This is a genomic window from Trichothermofontia sp. (genome assembly GCF_053493415.1).
Genome location: NZ_JBRCAD010000107.1, coordinates 1 through 15175 on the forward strand (window position 1 = coordinate 1; position 15175 = coordinate 15175).

The 15175-nt window shown below is 51.0% G+C and carries 17 protein-coding genes, 1 tRNA gene and 1 pseudogene; 7 read left to right on the plus strand and 12 right to left on the minus strand.

What is annotated here, in order from left to right; all coding sequences use genetic code 11:
- From ACWIUF_RS09200 to ACWIUF_RS09215, 4 genes are all read left to right on the plus strand, one after another.
- The coding region (locus tag ACWIUF_RS09200; RefSeq protein WP_448572056.1) for a response regulator at positions 1–765 on the plus strand (765 nt) is incomplete at its 5' end.
- Positions 766–811: 46 nt separating this feature from the next.
- Positions 812–1174: a photosynthetic/respiratory NAD(P)H-quinone oxidoreductase subunit C gene (ndhC, locus tag ACWIUF_RS09205; RefSeq protein WP_448572057.1), complete on the plus strand. Its 363-nt coding sequence runs from the start codon at positions 812–814 to the stop codon at positions 1172–1174.
- On the plus strand, positions 1171–1929 hold the full coding sequence (locus ACWIUF_RS09210; protein ID WP_448572058.1) for an NADH dehydrogenase subunit K: 759 nt from the start codon (positions 1171–1173) through the stop codon (positions 1927–1929). Before ndhC ends, ACWIUF_RS09210 begins: the two co-directional genes overlap by 4 nt.
- The gene (locus ACWIUF_RS09215) at positions 1922–2440 is read left to right on the plus strand and encodes an NAD(P)H-quinone oxidoreductase subunit J (RefSeq protein WP_448572059.1); all 519 of its coding nucleotides are present in this window, start codon (positions 1922–1924) and stop codon (positions 2438–2440) included. The genes ACWIUF_RS09210 and ACWIUF_RS09215 overlap by 8 nt, the downstream gene beginning before the upstream one ends.
- Positions 2441–2722: 282 nt before the next feature.
- On the opposite strand, the gene mgtE is transcribed toward ACWIUF_RS09215, so the two are convergent.
- Positions 2723–4111: a magnesium transporter gene (gene mgtE, locus ACWIUF_RS09220; RefSeq protein ID WP_448572060.1), complete on the minus strand. Its 1389-nt coding sequence runs from the start codon at positions 4109–4111 to the stop codon at positions 2723–2725.
- A gap of 458 nt (positions 4112–4569) precedes the next feature.
- Between mgtE and ACWIUF_RS09225 the strand changes: the two genes are divergently transcribed.
- The 3 genes from ACWIUF_RS09225 (at position 4570) to ACWIUF_RS09235 (ending at position 7743) form a co-directional block, all read left to right on the plus strand.
- Entirely contained in the window at positions 4570–5019 is a 450-nt protein-coding gene (locus ACWIUF_RS09225; protein WP_448572061.1) for a VOC family protein, read from the plus strand.
- A 214-nt stretch (positions 5020–5233) separates the two neighbouring features.
- Positions 5234–6124 (plus strand): 50S ribosomal protein L11 methyltransferase, encoded by an 891-nt coding sequence (gene prmA, locus ACWIUF_RS09230; RefSeq protein ID WP_448572062.1) that lies wholly within the window; start codon positions 5234–5236, stop codon positions 6122–6124.
- A 440-nt stretch (positions 6125–6564) separates the two neighbouring features.
- Positions 6565–7743 carry a SpoIID/LytB domain-containing protein gene (locus ACWIUF_RS09235; protein WP_448572063.1) on the plus strand — a complete coding sequence of 393 codons (1179 nt, stop codon included), beginning with the start codon at positions 6565–6567 and terminating at the stop codon, positions 7741–7743.
- A gap of 14 nt (positions 7744–7757) precedes the next feature.
- Here ACWIUF_RS09235 and ACWIUF_RS09240 read toward each other — a convergent pair whose 3' ends face one another.
- The 11 genes and pseudogenes from ACWIUF_RS09240 to ACWIUF_RS09290 all read right to left on the minus strand — a co-directional run bounded on the left by ACWIUF_RS09240 (position 7758) and on the right by ACWIUF_RS09290 (position 14229).
- On the minus strand, positions 7758–9920 hold the full coding sequence (locus tag ACWIUF_RS09240; RefSeq protein ID WP_448572064.1) for a CHASE3 domain-containing protein: 2163 nt from the start codon (positions 9918–9920) through the stop codon (positions 7758–7760).
- A 257-nt stretch (positions 9921–10177) separates the two neighbouring features.
- Positions 10178–10249: transfer RNA gene (locus tag ACWIUF_RS09245), tRNA-Gly, on the minus strand.
- Positions 10250–10474: 225 nt separating this feature from the next.
- Positions 10475–10618 (minus strand): hypothetical protein, encoded by a 144-nt coding sequence (locus ACWIUF_RS09250; RefSeq protein ID WP_448572065.1) that lies wholly within the window; start codon positions 10616–10618, stop codon positions 10475–10477.
- 109 nt (positions 10619–10727) lie between these two features.
- Complete coding sequence (locus tag ACWIUF_RS09255) at positions 10728–11063, minus strand: hypothetical protein (RefSeq protein WP_448572077.1); 336 nt, start codon at positions 11061–11063, stop codon at positions 10728–10730.
- A gap of 250 nt (positions 11064–11313) precedes the next feature.
- Positions 11314–11718, minus strand: coding sequence for a PIN domain-containing protein (locus tag ACWIUF_RS09260; RefSeq protein ID WP_448572067.1), 405 nt, complete (start codon positions 11716–11718; stop codon positions 11314–11316).
- On the minus strand, positions 11699–11962 hold the full coding sequence (locus ACWIUF_RS09265; RefSeq protein WP_448572069.1) for a hypothetical protein: 264 nt from the start codon (positions 11960–11962) through the stop codon (positions 11699–11701). The genes ACWIUF_RS09260 and ACWIUF_RS09265 overlap by 20 nt, the downstream gene beginning before the upstream one ends.
- A 95-nt stretch (positions 11963–12057) precedes the next feature.
- Positions 12058–12333 carry a hypothetical protein gene (locus tag ACWIUF_RS09270; RefSeq protein ID WP_448572070.1) on the minus strand — a complete coding sequence of 92 codons (276 nt, stop codon included), beginning with the start codon at positions 12331–12333 and terminating at the stop codon, positions 12058–12060.
- Between the two features lie 50 nt (positions 12334–12383).
- Entirely contained in the window at positions 12384–12599 is a 216-nt protein-coding gene (locus ACWIUF_RS09275) for a DUF6887 family protein (RefSeq protein WP_448572072.1), read from the minus strand.
- Positions 12599–12829: a DUF6888 family protein gene (locus ACWIUF_RS09280; protein WP_448572073.1), complete on the minus strand. Its 231-nt coding sequence runs from the start codon at positions 12827–12829 to the stop codon at positions 12599–12601. The genes ACWIUF_RS09275 and ACWIUF_RS09280 overlap by 1 nt, the downstream gene beginning before the upstream one ends.
- A 73-nt stretch (positions 12830–12902) precedes the next feature.
- A complete protein-coding gene (locus ACWIUF_RS09285) occupies positions 12903–13352 on the minus strand; it encodes a hypothetical protein (protein WP_448572075.1) in 450 nt (149 codons plus the stop codon).
- Positions 13339–14229: pseudogene (locus tag ACWIUF_RS09290) on the minus strand (ParA family protein). Before ACWIUF_RS09290 ends, ACWIUF_RS09285 begins: the two are co-directional and overlap by 14 nt.
- Between the last annotated feature and the right edge of the window lie 946 nt (positions 14230–15175).

Here is a 15175-nt window from a genome sequence, read left to right on the forward strand (position 1 = left end):
GACCCCGCCCCCACTCGCCCCCGCCGTATTGTTGGCCTTGTACCGGGGCAACCGACCTACCGTATCCTTGCGGTGGACGATCGCGAAATCAATCGGCAACTGTTGCGTAAGCTGCTGACACCCGTCGGTTTCGAGGTCCGCGAAGCGGAAAACGGCCAGCAGGCGATCCAAATCTGGTCAACCTGGCAGCCTCACCTGATCTGGATGGATATGCGGATGCCCGTGATGGATGGTTACCAGGCCACCCAATACATTCGCGCCCAGCCCCAGGGCCAAGCGACCGTGATTCTTGCCCTCACGGCCAGTGCCTTCGAGGCAGATCGATCGCGGGTGTTGGCGATTGGCTGTGATGACTTCATTCGCAAGCCCTTCCAGGAAGCCACCCTATTCGAGAAAATGGCCCAACACCTAGGGGTGGTGTATACCTATGCCCCAGAGTCAGCGGTCACCCCCACCCCCACCCACCGACTTACCGCTCCCAGTAACCATTTCGCCCTGATCGAGGCATTACGCCAAAGGCCCATCCCTTGGCTACAGACCTTACAGGAGGCCGCAGCAGGGGCAGATGGCAAGCAAGTGACGCAACTGATACAGGCACTTCCCGCAGCCCAAGCTACCCTACAGCAAGCCCTCAACAGCCTGCTCTACGACTTTCGCTTTGATGTGATCCTGGAACTGGTGCAAGCGGCCCGCGAGACTGACTCATCGGAAAAAATTCCTAGCACCAGCATCCGGGATGGTCCAGAGGGGGCAACTAAGATGTAAAAATGTAAAGATGTAACAGCAAATCAACTCAACGAGGCTCAGCACGGTGTTTGTCCTCAGTGGTTATGAATATTTTCTCGGCTTCCTGATCCTGGCGGGCCTGGTTCCCGTCCTTGCCCTGGGGGGGTCAGCCCTGGTTCGTCCTCGCCGGAAAGGGGCCGAACGGCTCCTTACCTATGAGTCGGGCATGGAGCCGATCGGGGGAGCCTGGATACAATTTAATATTCGCTACTATATGTTCGCCCTGGTCTTCGTGATCTTCGATGTAGAGACGGTGTTTCTCTACCCGTGGGCCGTGGCCTTTCACCAATTGGGGGTGCTGGCCTTTATCGAAGCCCTGATTTTTATTGCGATTTTAGTTGTTGCCCTGATTTACGCTTGGCGGAAAGGAGCACTGGAATGGTCATGAACCCTGATCAGCTAGCCCCCACCTCCGACGCGGCCCGTCTCACAGCGGAGCGTCTGATGAACCCGGTGGCTCATCCTCCCCAGGTAACCCAAGACCTGTCAGAGAATGTGATTCTGACAACGTTGGATGACCTCCATAACTGGGTGCGCCTGTCGAGCCTCTGGCCGATGATGTATGGGACGGCCTGTTGTTTCATTGAATTTGCCGCCCTGATTGGCTCCCGATTTGACTTCGATCGCTTTGGTCTTGTCCCACGGGCTAGCCCTCGGCAAGCGGATTTGATTATTACGGCGGGCACGATCACGATGAAAATGGCTCCGGCCTTGGTCCGCCTTTATGAGCAAATGCCCGATCCCAAATATGTGATTGCAATGGGGGCCTGCACGATCACGGGTGGGATGTTCAGTATGGATTCCCCCACGGCGGTGCGCGGGGTGGATAAGTTGATTCCGGTAGATGTGTATATCCCTGGGTGCCCGCCGCGACCGGAAGCGATTTTCGATGCCATTATTAAACTGCGCAAGAAAATTGCCAACGAGTCCTTGCAAGAACGGGACAGCTTTGGACCGACACCGCGTTTATACACGCGATCGCACCAGATGAAGGTCGTACCCCCCATCTTGACCGGGACCTACCTGCAATCCCCCACTCGGCAAGCGCCTAGCCCAGAACTCGCAGCGGCGATCGGGGTTCCCATTCCCCCCGCGTTGGCTGCCTCTGCAACTGCCCAACCCCAGGAGGTCGATCGTGGCTGAAGAGAATCAACCCCAAGCCAGCAGTGAAATTGTGGAAGCAGGTCCGGTTTCCAGTTGGCTAACGGCCAATGGCTTCGACCACGAGGCCCTCGATCGCGATCACCTGGGGGTGGAGATCCTGAAGATCGATCGCGATGTCCTGTTGCCGATCGCCACGGCCCTCTATGCCTATGGCTTTAACTGTCTCCAGTGCCAGGGGGCCTATGATGTGGGTCCAGGCGATCAACTGGTGAGTTTCTATCACCTGATCAAGATTCAAGACAATGTCGATCGGCCAGAGGAGGTCCGCCTCAAGGTGTTCCTCCCCCGTGAAGATCCGCGGGTGCCGTCGGTGTACTGGATTTGGAAGGGGGCCGACTGGCAGGAGCGGGAGAGCTACGACATGTACGGGATTGTCTATGAAGGGCATCCCAACCTGAAGCGTATCCTGATGCCCGAAGACTGGGTGGGCTGGCCCCTGCGCAAGGACTACATCACGCCCGACTTCTTTGAACTCCAGGACGCCTATTAGGGCACGGATATTCAAGCTAACCAATATCTTCTTGTGGGATGGCCCTCTGGGCTGTCCCATTTTCCCATTTGTATTAGAACTGTTCCATTGGCATCAGGGCAGGCAGGATGCCTACTCCACAACATCCAGCGATCTAAATGACATCCAGCGATCTAAAATCACAAAATCTAAACTTCAATCTGGCAGGCAGGATGCCTACCCCACAAGAACCTGTGAGAAAGGCCCCATCAACGCTCTTGTGGGATGGCCCGCTGGACTGTCCCATTCATCCCGTTAAACTCCTTAGATCTGAAATAACCAGCGAGCAATGCCCAGGTAAATACTCACCCCTAGGACATCAACAGCGGTTGTGATAAACGGAGCCGACATCAGGGCTGGGTCAAACTTGAGGGCCTTAAACAGAAAGGGCAAGCCCGAACCCGCCACCGCTGCTAAAATTGAAACCACAAAGAGGCTTGCTCCTACCGCAATCCCGACGAGGAGGTCCCGTTGCAGGACATAGGCCCACCCCGTCACAATCACCCCTAGCATCAGCCCCAGGAACGTCCCCGCGATCGCCTCCCGCCGGAGAATCCTGACCACCTCACCCATGTGCACATCCTCCGTATTCAGTCCCCGAATCACGACCGTGGACGATTGGGAGCCAATATTGCCCCCCGTATCAATGAGCAGGGGGATAAACGCCGCTAGGGCAATCACCTGGGCCAGGACATCCTCTTGGGCATGAATAACACCGCTGGTCAAGGTGTTGGTAATCAGCAGCACAAACAGCCAAACGACCCGTTTCCGGGCCACCGTCAGGAGATTGGTCTTGAAGTAATCATCCCCCTTCGCCTGCACCCCGCCAGCGGTGTAGATATCCTCCGTAGCCTCGTCTTCCAAAATATCGAGGACATCATCCACCGTGACAATCCCCACCAGCCGTTGTTCAGAATCAACAACGGGAACAGCGAGGAAGTCGTAGTGTTGCAGGGTGCGGGCCACCTCCTCCTGGTCGGTATCGGTATGCACGGCGATCACATCGCGGGTCATAATGTCCCGGATCAATTGGTCCGGTTGGGCCACCACCAAATCCCGCAGGGATACAATCCCACTCAGGTGACGGGAGGCATCAGTGACGTAGAGGGTATAAATGGTTTCGATCTCTGCCGCCACCTGGCGTACCCGTTCTAGGGCTTGGTGAACGGTAAACTCCTCCTTGAACGACACGTACTCGGTCGTCATGATCCGGCCAGCGGTTTCGGCCTTATATCCCAGGAGCAGGGCTGTGGCCTCCCGTTCCTCTGGACTCAGATGGTGGAATAACTGCCGGACCACCTTGGCGGGCATCTCGTCCAATAGGCGCACGCGATCGTCGGGGGACATCTGGTTGATAATGTCCAGGACTTCCGGATGTTTGAAGTCCTCTAACAGTGCTTCCTGGATCGGGGTATCCAGGTACTCATAAACCGCAATGGCCTCATCCTTCGCCAGGAGCCGAAAGGCGATCGCCTGTAAATGGCTGGGAAGCGATTCAATCACATCGGCAATATCCGCTGGCTGTACGGGTTGCAAAATTGTTTTTGCCGCTTCAAATTGCGATCGCTCCAGAAGCGTCTGCACCTGCGATCGCACCAGTTCCTGCAACTCGGCGCGATCGGGGTTTCGACGGGAGGAGGTCACAATATCCATGCGAACAATGCCAAAACGTTAGTTATACCAATCAGTCCATGAGTCTCAGGAGATTTTCCTGCGGAGACGCTACGCGAACGAAAAACAATTGTGGGGTAGGCATCCTGCCGGCCCCTGAAACAGCCGAAACGGCTATCCCACGTTTAATTTGCGATCTACCGAGTTTGTCCGCGAGTCTGTCCGCGAATTCAGCCAATAAGCCAGTGCGTCAAAACGAACACACAAACGATCGGCTTCTCCTTAAGATAGAAGGGACTGAACCCACTTGCCAAGTGCCACAGATGACAGCCAGGGCAGCAGCACGGCAATCACTACCCGTAGCCGCACGTCGGCACGGTATGATGCTGAGGGAAAGGTTCAAGCCCCTAAACCCTTTCACCATAAGGACGGGGTCCCGCGTCTGTCAACCACGGCTAGGGAAGCAGCTTGTTTACCTGCAACGTTTGTTGGTTTGCGCTATGAGTCACACACTGCCCGGTTTGCCCACGGGGGCCTTGCGACGGGTGCATCATGTCGCCCTAAATGTGGCCGATCTCCAGCGATCGCGGCAATTTTATGGCAAACTCTTGGGCCTGCATGAATTAACGGGCGATGCAGTGCCTAGCACCCTACGCGATTTGGTGCAGGCTGGGAAAGTGGCCAACTTTGTTACCCCAGATGGGCTGGTCCTGGACCTATTTTGGGAGCCAGAATTAGCCCCACCGAGTCCGGACCCAGATCAGCAATTTACCCGTGCCAACCACTTGGCCTTTGATATTGCCCCCACCGCGTTTGATCAAGCATTGGCCATTCTCCAGCAACACCAAGTTCCGATCGCCCTCGGTCCCGTTACGCGCCCCACCGGTCGCGGGGTATATGTTTACGATCCGGATGGGTTTATGATCGAGATTCGCTGTGATCCGAGTTAACCTAGTAGCTCGAAAAGTAAATTCTGCAACGTTCGTAGTGCTGGCCTTAGCCTGCAACCACTAAAGTCGTTACGACCAACGTTGCGAAACTTTTTGTTTGCTGTACGAGGTGCCCTGGGCGATCGACCGGTGACTTCCTGATATTCTTGTAGCGGATAGCCCCTAGGCTGACGCTAGCTCCCCTTGAACATTGAGACTTAGGACCCCCATAACCTTGGCCAATAGCTGGTGGGAAATTCAAGTGCTTTGCGATCCAGTGCTGGATGACATGGTCTTCTGGCGACTGCGCAAATTTGGCTGTCGTGGCACGGCTACGGAACCCAAAGGTTCAGCCAGTTTAGTCAAGGCATACCTGCCAGAGGGACAAGCACGGGTCCTCGATCTCTCCGCCCTGTCGTTGCTCTTACGTCAGGACGCTCTGACCATGCAACAACCCATCCCGATCGTCCAATGGCACCTGATCGACGAGGAAGATTGGAGTAGTGCCTGGAAAGATCACTGGCATCCCCAGGAAATTGGCGATCGCTTTCTCGTCTGTCCTGCCTGGATCACTCCCCCTGCCAACAGTCAGCGCCTGCTCCTACGCCTTGATCCCGGTGCGGCCTTTGGGACGGGCACCCACCCCACCACCCAACTGTGCCTAGAATCATTGGAAATGCGCCTCGGCTTTGAGGAAACCGATAGTGTCATTGCCGATATTGGCTGTGGATCAGGCATTCTGAGTATTGGGGCGGCCCTCCTAGGGGCCAAACAGATTTATGCCGTGGATGTTGACGAGTTGGCGGTTCATGCGGCGATGAACAACCGGGATCTGAACCAAATTGTGGCGGAACGCCTGCACGTGGAGCTAGGCAGCGTCGATCGCCTGCATGAAATCCTGGAAACACCGATTGATGGCATTCTCTGCAATATCCTGGCGGAGGTGGTTGTGGATTTGTTGCCCCAGTTGAATGATCTGGTCAAGCCCACCAGTTGGGGCATCATCAGCGGGGTATTGTTGGATCAGGCCAAACCCGTCGCGGATGCCCTGGAACAAAATGGCTGGGTTGTCGGTACTCTCTGGCGTCGTCAGGATTGGTGTTGCTTTAACGTGCGGCGCTCATGACCCATCCCTCCAAGCGCTCCCTTGGGTCCTAGTGACTTGCAGCAAAAGTTCCTGTAAACTGGGCCTACAGACCGTAGGTATCTGGAGGCCATGCCCAGCATTCACTAATCTCGGTGGGGCATTGAGTCAGAAACGTTAGGCTGCGGGCCAGCCCCCATTACCGGAACTTTCCGTAACGGGGCAAAGTCCAGCAAAGGCAGTAGCGTTTTTTGATGAGATGGCCGTGTTGTTGTTTCGTTGGTTGTCTGGCTTATTGTGGGTATTGCCAACTTACCCCTCAGCTTCTTTCAGGTTTAGCGAGCGTGAACGGCGATCGCCGCGATCGCTAGCAACAACTACACCAACCCCAATGCCGATTCCGGTCAGTGTGTTGGCCGCCTGTCAGACCGATTTTCTAACGCCCCGATCACTCAGCTTGCCGTTGTGAGGAGACTGTTAGCATGAGCTGGAATCCGTTCGCGACTTCACTCTTTCGTTTGCTCAACCCATCCATTTCCCTAGGGAGACGCCATTGGTGGCTCTCCCTTTTCCTTTGGTTTCTGGCGATCGCGCCCGCCAGTGCGGCCCTTGAACTGCGGGTCGCCGTGGAGGACGGGGCTAGCCGCATTCGCGTGGGGACCTCGACTAATGCCACGCTGCGGAATGGGGCGGGACAAACCCTAGCCCAACTGGCAAGCATGAATGCCCAGGAAGCACGGCTCCAAGGCGGCATGGTCTCCCTGGCAGGTAAACAAGCAGGCCAAATTTGGGTAGAACCCAGTGGTGATGGCTTGGTGTGGATTGGCGATCGCTGGTATCGGGGGCGGACGCTGCTGGTGCCGGTGAATGGCGGTCTCGCGGCGGTTAACTACGTCGATCTAGAGCAGTATCTTTACAGTGTGCTGGGGGCGGAAATGAGTCCTAACTGGCCCCAGGAAGCGCTGAAAGCTCAGGCCGTAGCCGCGCGATCGTTTGCCTTGAACCGTCGCCAAAAGGCCACGGGTCGCCATTTCGATGTGGACGATACCACGTCTTCCCAGGTGTATCGGGGGGTGAAAGATGAGGCCCCAACGACCCAGGCGGCAGTCAACGCGACCGCAGGCCAAGTCTTAACCTACAACGGTCAGGTGATCGAAGCCGTGTTCCATTCCTCCTCCGGCGGTCATACCGAGAACGTGGAGGATGTGTGGAGTAACCCGCTCCCCTATCTGCGGGGCGTACCCGACTTTGATCAGGGGGCACCCGTTTTTCAATGGAGCAAGGATTTTACACAGGACCAACTGAGCCGCTTGATTTCCGGGGTGGGTAATGTGATTTCCATGACCCCTGTGCAAAAAACCCCCCAAGGGCGGGTGGTGTCCATGAAGGTGGTCGGCACAGCGGGACAGCGCACCATTAGTGGCCGGGATCTCCGCAATGCCCTCGGTTTACGCAGCACCCTGTTTGCTGTGGTGCCGAAGGGGGGACAGAGCAAGTCGGCTGCACCCACTGCCTTCCAAGTCGTTGGTCGGGGCTTTGGACATGGCCTGGGCATGAGCCAGTGGGGAGCCTATGGCATGGCACAACGGGGCTATAACTATCAGCAAATTGTGTTGCACTATTATCGGGGTGCCCAACTGGCCCGGATTGATGTGCGTTAGTGAGGACTGGCTGTCTAGGACAGGGGTAGGCTCACGTAAAAACAACTGCCCGTCCCTGGTATACTTTCCACCCAGATCCGTCCGCCGTGGAGTTGCACGATACTCCGGGCGATCGCGAGTCCTAATCCCGTGCCCCCCTTCTGCCGTGCATCAGCGTCTTCCACCTGCTGAAAGCGCTCAAAAATCAGGCTGAGTTTATCGGCAGGAATGCCCCGCCCTTGATCCTGCACTGTAATGAGGGCTTCAGCCGTAGCCGTTGGGGTGGCTGCGATCGCCTCAGCCCGGAGCCAAACCGCCGTACCAGCTTGGGAAAATTTGATCGCGTTGCTGAGAAGATTCGTGAGAACTTCGAGCAAGCGGGACGGATCTGCGATTAACTGCATCGAGGGGGCTGCCATCATTAGGGTAATCCCGGCCTGATCGGCGATCGCTTGGGTTTGTTCCACTGCCTGGGTGATCAAGGTCTGGAGGTCGCAGGGTTCCTTCTGGAGCGTGATTCGGCCCGACTCCAACCGCTCAACATTTAAAATATCGTTCACAAGGCGAATCAGGTGTTCGGTACTGCTAATGGCAATACCCAAGGTTTTCTGACCCCGTTCCGTATCAAGGCTGACCCGGCCCTTGGCGATCGCGTCCAGGGAAAAGCGCATTGAGGTAAGGGGGGTCCGCAATTCATGGCTCACCACACTGACAAACTCATCCTTCATTTTTTCCAGTTGGTATGCCTGGGTGATATCCCGAAATAGGGCTAGCCCGCCCGTAACGGTGCCCGATGGGTCCTTCAAGGGCACAAGGGAAATGGCATAAATGCCTTGTCGCCCCCGGACGGGATCGGCGATCGCATGGGCAGGTAGGACGGTGACTTCACCAGCGAGTGTGGCCTGAATGTACTTTTCCTCGCCGATCTCCCGCAGAAAGGGAAGCACATCAAATATATTCTGCCCAATCACCGCTGCGCGATCGACCCCTGTGATTTCCGCCATCACCGGGTTCCAGACGGTGTAGCAGCAGTCACAATCATAGGCCGCAATCCCGAACGGGCAGCTTTGGATCAAGCGTTCTGCAAACTCGGTTTGTTGTTGAAGGGCAGCCGTTCGTTCCTTCACCTTGGTTTCAAGTTCCTGGTTAGCCTGTTGTAGCGCCAGTTCCGCCGCTTTGCGATCGCTGATATCGGTAGCTAGCCCAATCATGTGGGTGATCGCACCAGTGGGGGCATCCCGGAGTAAAAAGGTGCGCACGAATATCCAGCGCCGGGAACCATCGGGTCGGCAAAGTTGGTATTCCTGGCGGATTTCCTGACCGTGTTGCAGTTGCCTTAGGTCGGCAATCACCTGGGCGCGATCGTCGGGATGGATGGCTCGCAGCCAAGCCAAGGGATAGCGGTAGAGAGCGGTCCTAGGCTGCCCCCAAATTCCCTCATAGGCAGGGTTCACGTAGAGCAACTGTTGGGTTTTGAGGGAATAGCTAAAGAAAACCTCGCCGACAGTTTCCGCAATTTGGCGAAATTTCTCCTCGCTCTCGCGCAGGGCCTGTTCCGCCTGTTTCTGGCTGCGAATATCTTCATTGATCAACCACACACTCATGCCAAAGCTAGTCAGTCCCACCAGAGTGCTGAGCAGGCTGAAGACAATGGTTTGGCGAATAATTAAGGGTTTCAGCGCCGATCGCTCCACCAGCAACCGCAGTTCTTCCCGCTCCATTTCCCCAATCACACTGCGGATTTCATCCATGAGGTCCTGGCCCCGTCGGTCTTCTGCAAGTTGGCGGATCGCTTCTGACCCTTGGGCCATGCGCACCTCAACTCGCTCTGCCGTGATCGCGAGTTTTTGGGTAACCAGGGGTTGGAGGGCTGTCAGGCGATCCTGCTGGCGTGGATTGTCGTCAATGGATTGGCGTAGGGTAGCCATCTGCGAATCGATAGTGGGAAGGGCGGCATCATAGGGGGCTAGATAGGATAATTCGCCAGTGAGGAGATACCCCCGTTGCCCCGTTTCAATGTCTTGCAGGCTAGACAAGACGGTGCGAATGCTCATCTGAACGGATTGGGTGTGGCTGACCCAAGCGGCGGCCCGCTGAAACCGACGCAAATTCACATAGGCTCCAATCCCTAGCCCGATAAAGCTGATCAGGGCAATGCCCAAGCCCGCGATCGCCGTGCGTCGAATTGCGATGTTCATCCCAGCACTTTCCGATGATGCTATTCAGGCGCGATCGCTAGAGGCAGTCTGATAGGCGTTGGCGATCGGTGCCCTAGTTATAGACTGATTGCCGATAGACGAATGCCTATTGGCCGCTTGTCCATAAACTAATCGTTCATATCGATATCTAGTGAAATTATAGTGCCGCATCATCGTGCCACTCAGTGATATGCATCATCTCCACGCAGCAATGGCACAGGGGTAGATTGATGGCAAGCATATTTTAGTTCACTAAGAGCGGGTGAAGAGATTCGAACTCTCGACATCTTCCTTGGCAAGGAAGCGCTCTACCACTGAGCTACACCCGCATTGGTTAGGTTGTATGGCCTCGGAGCCGCTTCCCTTTGGGAAGGGCCTCTCTCAGGCGCTTTACTAGCATAACAGCAAAGGAGAACTTCTGAGCAAAAAAATTTTGGGAAATTTTTCCAGACAATCCGTACGGCTAGTCGGAACACCCCTACCCTCCTGGTCACGTAACCCTGCTTCGCGGCAAGCCGCCTTGGCCAGGAACAGCAGTGCCGCCTAATGTTCTATCATCCATGATGCTGATAGAGATCAAGCAGGTTTTCCCGCAGTTCAAATTTGGTTTTCGCTTGGGTCCAGTAATCTGGATATGCTTCCAGGTATCCTAGCCACAGGTCACCATCTTGCCAGTAGATAAATTTGCCCTTCTGCATGACGATATAGGATTGTATGTGTCATGATACTATTATGACCTATACTCTAATTTTGAAATTACTAAGTTGAATAACCACATCGCATCTCAAAAATTTTCCTCACATCAGATTACAAAACTTCAAGCTTAACTATACCTCCCTCAACATTACCAATCTGTAACCGATACCCGTAAAGCAGCGCCATTCCCAGCAGAGGTTCTGTTTCAGAGTCTGCAATATCGATCGCACGGTACTGCCCATCTCCAATCACTGTTGCAGTGTATAAATCGAAGCAAGTTTCACTACCATCACCCCAAGTGACAAAATCAGAGCCACTCCCAGGTAAATTCAAGTTAGCTATGATTGCAGAGGGCAAAGATAGAAACCCAATCGATCGCGACAATTTTCCCGTGGTTGCCAGCTTCGACCTGCTGGCGAATACCCAATTCATAAAGTTCTTGCCCATGTCGAGCAAGTTCTTCTTTACTGTAACGTCACTGGCGAACGGTCATAAATCGCCCTCAATTTCAACACGGCTACTCCATTTTACTCTTTGCTTGAGCTTATCCCTATTTCAAGATTTATAGCTCTATCTTAGCTTGGTAGATCTCGTTCCTCTAACCTAGGCGATCGCAATCTACAAACTATCAATACTGCTACTGTAAACGCGATCGCTACTCGATGGAATCATATCTGGCTTGGCCTAACCGATTCATCTAGCAACTCCAATCCTGCCACTCTAGATTTTGGATACGGCTAAAATGGTTTTGATTATGGGTGATGAGAATGAGATTATTTGAGATCGCAATACCAGCAATGAGTAAGTCGATATCATCTACAGGTGTTCCATTACGTCGTAGGGTGGCATAGAGATCCGCAGATATAGAAACTGATTGTTCTGTCAGAGGTAGTACACTGTTTTGGGCTGCAAAGTCTAGAAAATGGGTGAGTTGCTTTTGAGCATCTCGGTGTTTGAGACCGCTGACAATCTCATAATAAGTGATGATACTAAGGTTAATTTGTTGATGTTCTGTCAAGTAAACTCGAAATTGGGCAACAACAGTGGGGTTGCCACGAAAAAACATGGATAAAATATCCGTATCAATCAAAGCTGGCTTCACGGTTTTCTCTTTGGGAGAAGGCTTGTTGGCGACGCTGTGAGAGATTGTCTATGAGTTCATTGTAGGTTTCTGGCGGTAAATCTTGCCAGCAGCCTGCAAATTGCATAATGTTCTGAGCAGATGCATTACTAGGGTTAACTCGTAAACGGAAAGTATGAATAAGATGATAGAGTTCGTTCAATTGCTCTTCTGGCACCAATTGAATCTCTTCAAGAACCTTATTTTTAAGATCTAAGTTACTCATTGACTAATGCTCCTATCTCCAGACTAGAAAACTGAATCAATAACACCATTGCACAGTCAGCGTCGCTTCACATCGTAAATTCACAACTCCCTGCATCATGGATTTTGCTTGAGACTCCGTGCCCCAAAATGGTAAACAGCACGATGACCGATCCGAATTATCCAGGGTTGAGCATTGGGATGCCGTTCAAACAGCCTGTTGGTAGCCGGTACGACTGTTTCATCGACTTGAAAATCTCCGGTTTCGATATCGATCGCTACAATTTTCCCGTGGTTGCCAGCTTCGACTTGCTGGCGAATACCCAATTCATAAAGTTCTTGCCCACGTCGAGCAAGTTCTTCTTTACTGTAACGTCGCTGGCGAACGGTCATAAATTGCCCTCATTCAACACAGCTACTCCATTTTACTCTTTGCCATAAAGCTAATTATGCTCCTTGCGAGTGGGTTGTAGTTTCTGAGTGATGGCAGCTTGAATTTTGGTATCAAAGTCAGGCTCACCCACTTTTGCAATAATGCCTGAGGATTGCTGTCTGCGTCGTTCTAAGTAGGCTTGAAATGCGGATTCATCGCTACGGTGTTCAAGAAAATATCGTTTTAATTCTTTATCTGACATGGCGGCATAGTTAATCTGGTTCATCAGAATACTTCCCCATCTGGTGTAATTTCGATTTCTATCTCTTCATTATACCCAGCGAGGATGAAGAGGTTGCCAGTACGCTGATCGATGCAAATTAGGTAGATTGGCTGGAATGTTAAGTAGGTTAGGTAGTATCCGAGTCTATACAAACCCTCTAGTTGCAAATTAGTAGGCATAGTTAAGGATCTATAATATCGAGAAGCCTGAGGATCAAATTTGACTTGACCCATTTTACATTGCTAAAGCAAAGTATTGCTTCTAGCCAATAGGTATAGATTATTGCAAAAACATGGACGAGCGTACTTAATCCGTCACCTCAGAACTTTTAGCTGGCATCTCCACTGTGTCGCTAATCTGAAGAAAGGAGGAACCTTGATTGAGAACTCGATTAGCATTTTCAACGATTTCGTCTATGAGTTGCTCCCGTTCAATTTTCTTTAAATCCTTAGCTTTCTTGTTACTATTTGCTTGTAAAATTTGTTTCAATTCAGTATCTGTCTTAGTTTCCAATTCTTCACGTAGCAAACTTACATTATGCTCATGAAGATAATCGACAGCATTAAAGGTATTCTTTTTACTTCTACTTTTACTTATCCTTGATGAAGGATTTTTTGCAGAAAAATCACCTTGCAAAGCTATTCCAATCTCTTGTCTAAATTCGATATCACTTTCAGCTTTCTTTAGAATACATGCCAGGAAAGCCTGTAGTTTTCCTTCCAAGTCTTTTAGATTCTGCTTCTCAGTTTCCGACACGTCTAATGAACTCCTTTGTTAAATCTATAACATACTCATATAAATAGAGATTTCCAGATTTGGTTTTTCCATACTTTTCTCTAAAAGTTCTTGGGCGGCTTTCAAACTCCATTGCCTCTGCTGTTGCATTCGCTTGAGGTATTAGAGTTTCAAAAATTGTTGCTGGTTTAATCTTAAGCTTACGAAAAATCTCATTAAAGCGGGCAGGTAGTGTTTCCATACCTCGCTTGTGAGCCTTAGATGTAGATGAATATTTTGTAATTAGAAGTCCCAGACATTGAATTTTTAGTGAGCGCTTTTCCGAAAAGTCATGAATATTCCTTACGATTTGAGGAATACCATAGGTAGAAAGGTGATCTGGAATAGTTGGTATTAAATAGTAGTCACTAATTTCAATCCCATTTTTAGTAATAAAGCCAAGATTGGGAGGACAGTCAACTAGTACATAATCAAAATTCATAAACTCACTAGAAATAGAAGTTTTTAATACTTCCATTGGGCTAATAACATGCTCTGTTTCTTTAGAAATATCAGAAATTCAATCTTGAATATCAATGAATCTTATACTAGAAGCCAACAAGCTCAAAGAATTTAATTCTAAATTTGATACGCCTCTTTGCAGAGCCTTCCTAATATTGAAAGTTGAAGTATTTCTCAATTTATCATTAAAGAGATGAAACAGGGTTTGTCCTTGATTATCAATCGCTTCCCACTTATCCTCACCAATAAGCGAAATTGTTGCATTGGTTTGGGGATCAAGATCAATCACTAAAACTTTTTTGCCAAATTCTGATGCTAGACATTCAGCTAATTGAACAGTGGTAGTCGTCTTAGCTACTCCACCTTTTAAGTTAATTATGCTAACAATCTTTGCCATTTTTAATCCTCTAACGCTAACTCAATATCCATAGATTAGATTCTAAATGCTTGTTCTAAAGTTATCTTGCTATATACTATCAGATTCTGAGTAAGTAATTCCAGAATTCTAATTCATGAGAGTTTCATTATTCAAATTTACTTAATAAAATTTAAGATTTAGATCATTATCCGTTGCTACAACGATAGTGCAAGCACAGCAGATACCTGATTAGGTTGCCCATCCGCCATCGCCATACCAACAACGATCGACCCTTGCAGTACCCTAGGAAGAGCAGCCCTGCTGTGGACCGACCCTTGACCAGATAGATCGCCGTCACGACTTCAGCCATCTTCCGGGGACTCAGCCGACAGCTTAGCACTTCTAAGTAACTATACTATCACACTTACCAAAGCGGTAGAAATCTCACCTGATCTTTCCACTCTCCCTCCAGACTACACTCAGCAATCAAATAACCCCTTGATCATCAGTTATTAAGGGTACGTTTTCAATTGCGATCGCTATCCTCATAGGTCATATACCCAATTCAATTACATGGGAAGTGTTATGCCGCTAGAATCGTTAAGCGCATCAAGCAACTTGTAGTGTTTGCGGTTCGGGAATCGGTTCACCTTCGGCTTTCCAAGCCTTCAAATATATTGCAATTACCTCTTCACCGTTGCGAATAGCTTCTTCACGAGTTTTTCCGTGCGTACAAGGCATCAAAACTCGATCAGAAAATTCTGGAATTGTAACCAGAAAAAGCTGATCTTCATCAGACCGTTGAATCCAGAAGTGTTGAAAGTTAGGTTAAGCGATGGAAAAAAGGACAGAATGCAGTATTCTGTCCTCTAACAAATAAAAAATGATGTTCTATGATAGCCTCATTCCCGAAGCTTGTCAAATTGATCTTGAAGCAGCTTTGTCCGCATGACTACCCTGTTTTGAACTCGCGCTTGTTCTTTGA

Excerpts from the sequence above, each read along its gene's own strand:
- ACWIUF_RS09265 (WP_448572069.1), bottom strand. The coding sequence starts at position 11,962 with ATGAGTAACTTAGATCTTAAAAATAAGGTTCTTGAAGAGATTCAATTG.
- ACWIUF_RS09235 (WP_448572063.1), top strand. The coding sequence starts at position 6,565 with ATGAGCTGGAATCCGTTCGCGACTTCACTCTTTCGTTTGCTCAACCCA.
- ACWIUF_RS09270 (WP_448572070.1), bottom strand. The coding sequence starts at position 12,333 with ATGACCGTTCGCCAGCGACGTTACAGTAAAGAAGAACTTGCTCGACGT.
- ACWIUF_RS09280 (WP_448572073.1), bottom strand. The coding sequence starts at position 12,829 with ATGGGTCAAGTCAAATTTGATCCTCAGGCTTCTCGATATTATAGATCC.
- ACWIUF_RS09240 (WP_448572064.1), bottom strand. The coding sequence starts at position 9,920 with ATGAACATCGCAATTCGACGCACGGCGATCGCGGGCTTGGGCATTGCC.
- ACWIUF_RS09255 (WP_448572077.1), bottom strand. The coding sequence starts at position 11,063 with ATGGGCAAGAACTTTATGAATTGGGTATTCGCCAGCAGGTCGAAGCTG.
- mgtE (WP_448572060.1), bottom strand. The coding sequence starts at position 4,111 with ATGGATATTGTGACCTCCTCCCGTCGAAACCCCGATCGCGCCGAGTTG.
- ACWIUF_RS09225 (WP_448572061.1), top strand. The coding sequence starts at position 4,570 with ATGAGTCACACACTGCCCGGTTTGCCCACGGGGGCCTTGCGACGGGTG.
- ACWIUF_RS09275 (WP_448572072.1), bottom strand. The coding sequence starts at position 12,599 with ATGAACCAGATTAACTATGCCGCCATGTCAGATAAAGAATTAAAACGA.
- ACWIUF_RS09250 (WP_448572065.1), bottom strand. The coding sequence starts at position 10,618 with ATGCAGAAGGGCAAATTTATCTACTGGCAAGATGGTGACCTGTGGCTA.
- ACWIUF_RS09210 (WP_448572058.1), top strand. The coding sequence starts at position 1,171 with ATGAACCCTGATCAGCTAGCCCCCACCTCCGACGCGGCCCGTCTCACA.